Annotated in this window: 9 protein-coding genes; 7 read left to right on the top strand and 2 right to left on the bottom strand. The window is 66.2% G+C overall.

Translation table 11 applies throughout. The annotated features are described in order from the left end of the window. Positions 1–56 precede the first annotated feature (56 nt). On the bottom strand, positions 57–1,151 hold the full coding sequence (locus H8A95_RS39260; protein WP_229187924.1) for a citrate synthase/methylcitrate synthase: 1,095 nt from the start codon (positions 1,149–1,151) through the stop codon (positions 57–59). A 76-nt stretch (positions 1,152–1,227) separates the two neighbouring features. Between H8A95_RS39260 and H8A95_RS39255 the strand changes: the two genes are divergently transcribed. Beyond that, entirely contained in the window at positions 1,228–2,451 is a 1,224-nt protein-coding gene (locus H8A95_RS39255; protein ID WP_229187923.1) for a citrate synthase family protein, read from the top strand. Between the two features lie 3 nt (positions 2,452–2,454). On the opposite strand, the gene H8A95_RS39250 is transcribed toward H8A95_RS39255, so the two are convergent. Further along, on the bottom strand, positions 2,455–3,117 hold the full coding sequence (locus H8A95_RS39250; RefSeq protein ID WP_229187922.1) for a DedA family protein: 663 nt from the start codon (positions 3,115–3,117) through the stop codon (positions 2,455–2,457). Positions 3,118–3,410: 293 nt separating this feature from the next. Here H8A95_RS39250 and cobS point away from each other — a divergent pair, with 293 nt between their 5' ends. The 6 genes from cobS to H8A95_RS39220 all read left to right on the top strand — a co-directional run. Further along, positions 3,411–4,409 carry a cobaltochelatase subunit CobS gene (cobS, locus tag H8A95_RS39245; RefSeq protein ID WP_163155663.1) on the top strand — a complete coding sequence of 333 codons (999 nt, stop codon included), beginning with the start codon at positions 3,411–3,413 and terminating at the stop codon, positions 4,407–4,409. Between the two features lie 3 nt (positions 4,410–4,412). Next, positions 4,413–4,823, top strand: a complete 411-nt coding sequence (locus H8A95_RS39240; protein ID WP_095731654.1) for a GNAT family N-acetyltransferase — start codon at positions 4,413–4,415, stop codon at positions 4,821–4,823. Beyond that, the gene (gene cobT, locus H8A95_RS39235; RefSeq protein ID WP_229187921.1) at positions 4,820–6,718 is read left to right on the top strand and encodes a cobaltochelatase subunit CobT; all 1,899 of its coding nucleotides are present in this window, start codon (positions 4,820–4,822) and stop codon (positions 6,716–6,718) included. Before H8A95_RS39240 ends, cobT begins: the two co-directional genes overlap by 4 nt. 3 nt (positions 6,719–6,721) lie before the next feature. Next, complete coding sequence (locus H8A95_RS39230; protein WP_229187920.1) at positions 6,722–7,816, top strand: esterase-like activity of phytase family protein; 1,095 nt, start codon at positions 6,722–6,724, stop codon at positions 7,814–7,816. Positions 7,817–7,961: 145 nt separating this feature from the next. After that, positions 7,962–9,074, top strand: a complete 1,113-nt coding sequence (locus tag H8A95_RS39225; protein ID WP_229187919.1) for an NADH:flavin oxidoreductase/NADH oxidase — start codon at positions 7,962–7,964, stop codon at positions 9,072–9,074. A gap of 109 nt (positions 9,075–9,183) precedes the next feature. After that, a partial coding sequence (locus H8A95_RS39220; protein WP_229187918.1) for an LLM class flavin-dependent oxidoreductase occupies positions 9,184–9,399 on the top strand: 216 nt, incomplete at its 3' end.

Below are 9,399 nucleotides of genomic sequence, written 5' to 3'. Positions count from 1 at the left end.
AAAGCAGGGACGACAGCGGAGAGTGTAGCTCCGCTGTCGATCTCGTCGGTCAGCTCTCAGTCCTTCGGCACCGCCCCGACATACGACGAGCTCGGCCGGATCAGCCGGCCGGTGCGGCGCTGCTCGAGTGCGTGTGCGGTCCAGCCGGCGGCGCGGGCGGTGGCGAAGATCGGCGTGAAGGCCTGCCGCGGGATCTCCAGCCCGTCGAGCAGGATGGCGGTGAAGAACTCGACATTGGTCTCGAGCGGCCGCTCCGGATTCTTCTTGCGCAGCGCTGCGCGGATATAGGCCTCGACCTCGCCGGCAAACGGCAGGTCGGCGCCGCTGGCCTCCAGGCGCTCGATCGCAACCTTGAGCACGTCGGCGCGCGGATCGCGCACCCGATAGACGCGATGGCCGAACCCCATCAGCCGCTCGCCATGTGCGAGCGCGCCGTCAACCCAGGGCTTGATCCGTTCGCGCGTGCCGATCGCATCCAGCATCTCGAGCACCGGCTCCGGCGCGCCGCCATGCAGCGGGCCGGTCAGCGCGCAGTAGCCGCCGGTGATCGCCGCAAACAGATCGGCCTGGGTCGAGGCGATCACCCGCGTGGTGAAGGTCGACGCGTTCATGCCGTGATCGCAGACGGTGACGAAATAGGCGTCAAGTGCGGCGACCTCGCGCGGCTCGGCCTTGCGGCCCCGCAGCATCCGCAGCGTGTCGGCGGCGTGGCTGGCATTCGGGTCGGGCGCGATCGGGGCGTGTCCCTTGGCGTTCTGCACCAGGGCGCCCGCGATCACCGGGAAGGCGCCGACAATGGTTGCCTCGTGCTCCAGCCCGCTCTCGGCGCGCAGGCCTGCGATCGCGGCGCGGAAGCCGTCGACGATCGACATGCCGTGCGTCGCCGGCAGCAGGTCCGGCAGCCGCGCAAAGGCGCGTTCGCGGGCGGCGCCGAGGCTGGCGCGGACATTGGCTTCGCTCAGCGACTTGCCGGTCGCGCCGTTCCATAGCCGCGTCGTGACGGCCTCGAAGCTCGATTTGCCCGCGAGGTTGGCGACGTGCTCGCCGGCGATGATCAACTCGCCGCGCTCGCCGTCGACATGGCTCAACACGGTCTCGGCGGCGGGTACGCCGTCCAGACCGATCTGGCTCTTGGTGAGAATCATGTTCATGGCCCGATCTCCTTGCTTCACCCCTTCAAGGTCGGGCCTCTGGACGGGTTGATCAATCTTGATTATATAAATCAATATGAAAAAATCCGCCGAGCTTTACCTCTCCGCTCGCGAAGCCGCCGCCGAGCTCGCGATCTCGCCGGCGACCCTCTACGCCTATGTCAGCCGCGGCCTCATCCGCTCCGAGCCGTCGCCGGACTCGCGCAGCCATCGCTACCGTGCCGAGGACATCAGGGGTTTGAAGGAGCGCCGCGTACCGTCGCCGGAGCCGCGCGGGTTCCGAAACTTCGATGCGGACTTGCCGGTGATGGATTCGGCGATCGCAACCATCACCGAGCAGGGCCCGATCTATCGCGGCGTGAACTGCGTCGATCTCGCCCAACGCGATACGCTGGAGCACACCGCGACACTGCTGTGGGATGTCACCGGCGTCGATCCGTTCGCGCCGGACAATTGTCCGCACGTCTCGGACGAGATGCGTGCGATCGCCGAGGCCGCGCGTCGCGCCCAGCCGATCGACCGGACGGTCGCGGTGTTTGCGCTGGCGGCAAGTGCCGATCCCGGCGCCTTCACCCGCGCGCCCGATGGCCGCGCGATGGTCGGCGGCCGCATCTTGCGGCTGCTGGTCGCGACCATGTTGAATGCTATGCCGTCGGCCGAGCCGCTGCATGAGCAGGTGGCGCGGGTCTGGACGCCTGACAACAAGCATGCGCCCGACCTTATTCGCCGCGCGCTGGTGCTGCTCGCCGATCATGAACTGAACGCCTCCACCTTCACCGCGCGCTGCGCGGCATCGACCGGGCTCAATCTGTACGACGCCGTCATCGCGGGTCTCGTCGCGCTGAAAGGGCCGATGCATGGCGGCGCCGGGGTGCTCGCCTCGCGCCTGGTCAGGACGATGATCGACAACGACGTCGCGCCTGTGGTCCGCGAGCGGGTTGCGCTGGGCGAGCGTTTCGCCGGCTTCGGGCACGGCGTCTACAAGAAGGGCGATCCGCGTGCGATCTCGCTGCTCGAAGCCCTGACGCGCGCGGGTGCGCCGCGCAAATTCACCAGGGAAGTGCCTGATAGAATCGCGGAGGCAACCGGCGAATTCGTCAATATCGATTATGCGCTGGCGGTGCTGGTGCATGCGCTGCGGATGCCGGCGGGGAGCGAGCTGGCGCTGTTTGCGATGGCCCGCAGCGTCGGCTGGATCGCCCATGCCAGCGAGCAGCTTCAGCTCGGCAAGCTGATCAGGCCTCGGGCGCGCTATGTCGGCCCGGCACCCGGGCGGGCCGGTTCGACCAATAGTATTTAGCTCTTATTCCGCCGGCTTGGACGGTTCGATCAGGCCGCCGCCATGCCGGCGCCGGATGGTCCAGATCGCCAGCGCGAGGATGACGGCGCCGCCTGCCACCGCAAACATCCAGAGATGCTTGCCGACATGCTCATGATGCGGCAGGCCGGCATAGTCGTGCAGCGCCGTGACCGCGAGCACGCCGGGCAGCACATGCGCCGGCGCCCAGAGCAGGATCGCGGGGATGTTGACCGCGTAGAACCGCGCCGGCGGCATGTCGAGCGCGCCGGCCGTGATCGGCACGAAGGCGCGGATCGGCGGCACGAAGCGGGCGAAGAACACCGCGAGCACGCCCCAGCGATTGAAGAAGGCCTCGCTCTGCGCGACCACGCGCGGGTAGTTGGAGAGCGGCCAGGCCGACAGGATCTCGCGCTGGCTGCGGTGGCCGATCATGAAGGCGGTGCCGTCACCGAGCATCGCGCCGACGGCCGCAGCGGCCAGCACCGGCACGAGCTTCAATTCGCCGCCCGGCACCAGCGCACTCAGCGCCAGGATGATGGTCGAGCCCGGCACCAGGGAGCCGACCACCGGCACAGCTTCCAGCAGGGCGGCCAGAAACAGCGTCAGATAGGCGAGCCAGGCATGGGCCGAAACGAACGCAATCAATGGGTCAAGGAATGAAGTCACAGAATCCCTTGGGCAGTGGTGAAACAGGTCCGAGAGCTAACAACTCCCTGCCGCGCTGAAAAGTGCCCCGGACGGGCAGGCCGCCGTGGCGCTGCGGCAAAAGTACGGCGGGATTTGCAGAGCAGCCTTCCAAAAACCGAGTTTCGCTCTTATCTTTATGATACAACAACGGAACTTTGATTTACCCGCGGGCTTCTGCCGACCGTTGCTCTCTGCTAGGCTTGTGCGAAGCACCCCATCCGCAGCCAAACGATTAATCTGGTTTCGGGAACGCCCGGGACCTCGGAGGATGAATGACGACCGCCGTCCAGACCAAAGCTCAGGAACCCGTCGGCTTGCCCGACATGAAGGTGTCGGTCCGGCAGGTCTTCGGGATCGATAGCGACCTGGAAGTTCCCGCCTATTCCGAAGTCGATCCGCACGTGCCGGAAGTCGACAGCGACTACCGCTTCGACCGCGCCACCACGCTCGCGATCCTCGCCGGCTTCGCCAAGAACCGCCGCGTGATGGTCACCGGCTATCACGGCACCGGCAAATCGACCCACATCGAGCAGGTTGCGGCCCGCCTCAACTGGCCCTGCGTGCGCGTCAACCTCGACAGCCACATCAGCCGTATCGATCTGGTCGGCAAGGATGCGATCGTGGTCAAGGAAGGCAAGCAGGTCACCGAATTCCGCGACGGCATTCTGCCCTGGGCGCTGCAGCACAACATCGCGCTGGTGTTCGACGAATACGACGCCGGCCGCCCGGACGTGATGTTCGTGATCCAGCGCGTGCTGGAAGTCTCCGGCCGCCTGACGCTGCTCGACCAGAACAAGGTGATCAAGCCGCATCCGGCGTTCCGCCTGTTCTCGACCGCCAACACGGTCGGCCTCGGCGATACGTCGGGCCTCTATCACGGCACCCAGCAGATCAACCAGGGCCAGATGGACCGTTGGTCGATCGTCACCACGCTGAACTACCTCGCCCATGACGAGGAAGTGGAGATCGTGCTGGCCAAGGCGCGCCACTACCGCACGCAGGAAGGCCGCGACATCGTCAACAAGATGGTGCGGCTTGCCGATCTCACCCGTAACGCGTTCGCCAATGGCGACCTGTCGACGGTGATGAGCCCGCGCACGGTGATCACCTGGGCCGAGAACGCCGATATCTTCAGCGACATCGGCTTCGCGTTCCGCGTCACCTTCCTCAACAAATGTGATGAGCTGGAGCGGCCGCTGGTCGCCGAGTTCTACCAGCGCTGCTTCAACGTCGAGTTGCCGGAATCCTCGGTCAACGTGGCGCTCAGCTAGTCCATGCCGAAAATCTCCGTCGAGCGCACAGTCACACAGACGAAGAAGGCGGTGCTCGGCGGATTGCTCCGCTACAACAACGAGAAGATGGGGAAGCAGAAGTACAAGCGCTTCGCCATCTCGCTGCGGCAAGGCGACGAGATCGTCGGCGGCATCGTCGGCGAGGTCTGGACCGCGGTGTTGTTCATCCAGCTGTTCTGGATGGAGCAGAAGTTTCGCAACAAGGGCTTTGGCGCGAAGCTGATCAAGGCGATCGAAGACGAGGCGCGGCGCTTCGGCGCCACGCAGTCCTATCTGGATACGATGAGCTTCCAGGCGCCGGGTTTCTACCGCGCCAACGGATATAAAGAATTCGGTTCGATTGAGGGGTATCCCGGTGGCGTAACGCGCCATTGGTTTACGAAATCGCTATGACAGCCTCCAACATCAAATTCCGTCCCGGATCGAAGGAAGCGCCGAACGAGCCGTTCAAGCGCTCGGTGTCGGCGTGCCTGAAGGCGATCGCCAAGAAGCCGGAGCTCGAAGTCAGCTTCGCTGCCGAGCGCCCCGGGCTCGCGCCCGGCAAGGCGCGGCTGCCGGAGCCGGCGCGCAAGATGACCAAGCGCGACGCGGCGATCGTGCGCGGCCACGCCGATTCGATCGCGCTCAAGATCGCCTGTCACGATCCCAAGGTGCATCGCAAGCTGATGCCGGGCAACCCGCAGGCGCGCGGCGTGTTCGAGGCGGTCGAGCAGGCGCGCGTCGAGGCGCTCGGCTCGCGGCGGATGGCGGGCGTCGCGAAGAACCTCACCGCGATGCTCGACGACCATTTCCACCGCGGCAAGTATGACGAGATCACCGACCGCGCCGATGCGCCGCTGTCCGATGCGCTGGCGATGCTGGTGCGCGAACGTCTCACCGGCATGGCTCCGCCCGCGGCCGCAAAGAAGATGGTCGATCTCTGGCGTCCGACGCTGGAGGACAAGATCGGCTCGCGGCTCGACCAGCTGAGCCGTTTTGCCGAGGACCAGGCCCGGTTCGGCGACCTCGTCCACGATCTGCTGTCGGCACTCGATCTCGGCGACGACCGCAACATGGATTCCGACGATGACGAGGATCAGGACGAGAACCAGGACGGCGAGAGCGATCAGTCCGGTGCCGAAGGCTCGCCGGATTCCGACGCCGCGCAGGAGATGAGCGCCGACCAGGCCCAGACCACCGCGGACGAAATGAGCGAAAGCGCGATGGAGAGCGCGCAGGCCTCCACGTCGGACACGTTCGACGACGGCGAGCTCGGTGACGACGAGACGCCGGGCGAGGCGACCCGGCCGAATTCACGCGGCCAGAACGAGCCGCGCGGTCCGGAATATCATGCCTTCGCGCCGAAGTTCGACGAGGTGGTCGCAGCCGAAGATCTCTGCGACCATGACGAGCTCGAGCGGCTGCGTTCCTATCTCGACAAGCAGCTGGCGCATCTGCAGGGCATCGTGGCGCGGCTCGCCAATCGTCTGCAGCGCCGCTTGATGGCGCAGCAGAACCGCGCCTGGGATTTCGATCTCGAGGAGGGCATCCTCGATCCGGCGCGGCTGTCGCGCGTCGTCACCGATCCCTATCATCCGCTGTCCTTCATGCATGAGAAGGAGGCGACCTTCCGCGACACCGTGGTGACGCTGCTGCTCGATAACTCCGGCTCGATGCGCGGCCGTCCGATCACGGTTGCCGCCACCTGCGCCGACATCCTGGCGCGCACGCTGGAGCGTTGCGGCGTCAAGGTCGAGATTCTGGGCTTCACCACCCGCGCCTGGAAGGGCGGGCAGTCGCGCGAGGCGTGGCTTGCCGCCGGCAAGCCGGCCAATCCGGGCCGCCTCAACGATCTCAGGCACATCATCTACAAATCGGCCGACGCACCCTGGCGTCGCGCGCGGAAAAATCTCGGCCTGATGATGCGCGAGGGCCTGCTCAAGGAGAACATCGACGGCGAGGCGCTCGACTGGGCGCACAAGCGTCTGCTTGGGCGTCCCGAGCAGCGCCGCATCCTGATGATGATCTCCGACGGCGCGCCGGTCGACGACTCCACGCTGTCGGTCAATCCCGGCAACTATCTCGAGCGGCATCTGCGCCATATCATCGAAGAGATCGAGACCCGCTCGCCGGTCGAGCTGATCGCGATCGGCATCGGTCATGACGTCACGCGCTACTATCGCCGCGCCGTCACCATCGTCGATGCCGAAGAGCTCGGCGGCGCGATCACCGAAAAGCTCGCCGAGTTGTTCAGCGAGACGCAAGGCTCGGCGCCCGCACCGGGCACGCGGCGCCGCCTCCACTCGTGAGACATGCACTCACCCGTTAGCCGCCGCCATATCGTGAGAGGTGTGGCGGCAGGGCTGTCGGCCGCAGCATTGCCGTGTCTCGCGCTGGCGCAGGGCGCGACCCAGCCGTCGCTGACACCGGGACCACCTGGCAGGCCAGGCCGTCACCGCGTCGACGAACCCGTCGCGGTCGAGGTCAACGCACGGCCGCTGCCCTCGTTCGATATCCGCGATCGTGCGCGGGTGCGGTTCGGCGCGCTGGAATATCGCAGCGGCCTGATCCTGACCTCGTCGTTCTCCGGCTTCGGCGGTCTCTCCGCGCTGCGGCTCGACGCCAAAGGCGAGCGCTTCATTGCGGTCAGCGACCAGGGCAGCTGGTTCACCGGCCGCATCGTCTATCGCGGCCGCGAGATGGCCGGGCTCGACGATGTCGAGGCGGCCCCGCTGCTTGCCGCCGACGGCAAGCCGATCACCGCGACCCGCGGCTGGTACGATTCGGAATCGCTCGCGCTCGACGGCTCGTTCGCCTACGTCGGGCTTGAGCGGGTCAACCAGGTGCTGCGCTACGATTTCGCCAAAGGCTTCACCCGCTCGCGCGGCGAGGTGGTGCCGCTGCCGCCGGCGGCACGCAAGCTTCCTCTCAACAAGGGGCTGGAGGCGCTGGTCTTCGTGCCCAAGGTTATGGCCAGGGGACAGTCGCTCGCCGGCACGCTGATCGCGTTCTCGGAACGCGGGCTCGATGCGAGCGGCAATCTGATCGCCTTCCTGGTCGGCGGCAAGACGCCGGGCCAGTTCAGCGTCCGCCGCACCGAGAGTTTCGACATCAGCGACGCGGTGTTGCTGCCCTCGGGCGATCTGTTGATCCTGGAGCGGAAATTCTCCTGGCTTGGCGGCGTCGGCATCCGCATCCGCCGCCTTGCGCTGTCCGACATCGCGCCCGGCGCCGTGGTCGATGGTCCCGCGATCTTCAACGCCGATCTCGGCAACGAAATCGACAACATGGAAGGCATCGACGCCCATGTCACAGCCGAGGGCGAGACCGTGCTGACCATGATCTCCGACGACAATTTCTCTCTGATCCAGCGCAATCTGCTGCTGCAATTCACGCTGGTTGAGTGAGACGCCGCCAAGGGGCTCAGCAAGGGGCGCCGTCAGAGCATTGCTGATCTGCGTTCCGGCCTGCGGGGCATTCCGGACAGTTGGTGATCGCCTGGGCTGCCTCTATCTTATGGTGGCCCTTTCCCCGATCCCGGACATCCCTCGCATGAGCACCCTGTTTTCTCCGATCGAACTGCGCGGCCTCAAGCTCTCCAACCGGATCATGGTCGCGCCGATGTGCCAGTATTCGGCGATCGACGGCTCCGCCAATGATTGGCACTTCACCCACATCAACATGCTGGCGCTGTCGGGAGCCGCGATGTTCTGCATCGAGGCGACGCATGTAGAGGATATCGGTCGGATCACGCCGGGCTGCCTCGGCCTCTACAGCGATGCCAACGAGGCGGCGTTGAAGCCGATCCTGGCCTCGGTGCGCAAGCATTCGAAGGCAGCGGTCGCGATGCAGCTTGCCCATGCCGGTCGCAAGGCTTCGAGCCAGCGTCCCTGGGAGGGCGGGCAGTTGATCCCGATTGCCGACGGTGGCTGGCAGACGGTTGGACCATCTGCGGTCCCGCACAAGGAAGGCGAGGCGGCGCCAGTGGCGCTCGACGACGCCGGGCTGAAGCGCATTCGCGAGGCCTTTGTCGCGTCGGCCAAGCGCGCCGACCGGCTCGGCATCGACGCGCTCGAATTGCACAGCGCGCACGGTTATCTCCTGCACCAGTTCCTGTCGCCGCTCGCCAACAAGCGCACCGATCGCTATGGCGGCTCGCTCGAGAACCGGATGCGGTTTCCGCTGGAAGTGTTCGACGCCGTTCGCGCGGCATTTCCGGACCGCAAGCCGGTCGGCGTCCGGGTGTCCGCGACCGACTGGGTCGAGGGTGCCTGGGACGTCGCGCAGACCATCGAGTTCACGAAGGAGTTGAAGAAGCGCGGCGTCGACTGGATGGACGTCTCGTCCGGCGGCGTCTCGGCGCTGCAGAAGATTCCGCTCGGGCCGGGCTACCAGGTGCCGGCGGCGCAGGCGGTGCGGGAGGCGACCGGCGTCACCACCATGGCGGTCGGCCTGATCACCGAAGCGAAGCAGGCGGAAGAGATCGTCACATCAGGGAAAGCCGACATGGTCGCGCTCGCCCGCGGCATGCTCTACGACCCACGCTGGGGCTGGCACGCCGCCGCCGAACTCGGCGGCGAGGTGAGTGCGCCGCCGCAATATTGGCGCTCGCAGCCCGCGACGCAGAAGCAGCTGTTCGGCAAGACCACGTTCGGAGCGCGGTAGCGACGGCGCGCCGATCCGACTGCGACAAAAGCCATTGTTCTGCCGTAGCCGGGGCAGCTACTCTCTGCGCGCGTGCGGAAGACACGCATCGAACAAAGAGAGGAAGCCCATGGAACTCGGATACTTCGCGATGCCCTCGCACCCGCCGGAGTGCGGATTGAAGGAGGGGCACGACTGGGACCTGCAGACGCTGCGCTGGCTCGACGAGCTCGGCTATCAGGAAGCCTGGATCGGCGAGCATCACACCGCACCGTGGGAGCCGCATCCGTCGCCCGATCTGCTGATCGCGCAAGCGCTGCTGCAGACCAAGAATATCCGCATCGGG

The sequence above is a fragment of the Bradyrhizobium oropedii genome (assembly GCF_020889685.1).
GTDB lineage: Bacteria > Pseudomonadota > Alphaproteobacteria > Rhizobiales > Xanthobacteraceae > Bradyrhizobium > Bradyrhizobium oropedii.
This window is presented reverse-complemented; position numbering and strand designations above follow the sequence as displayed.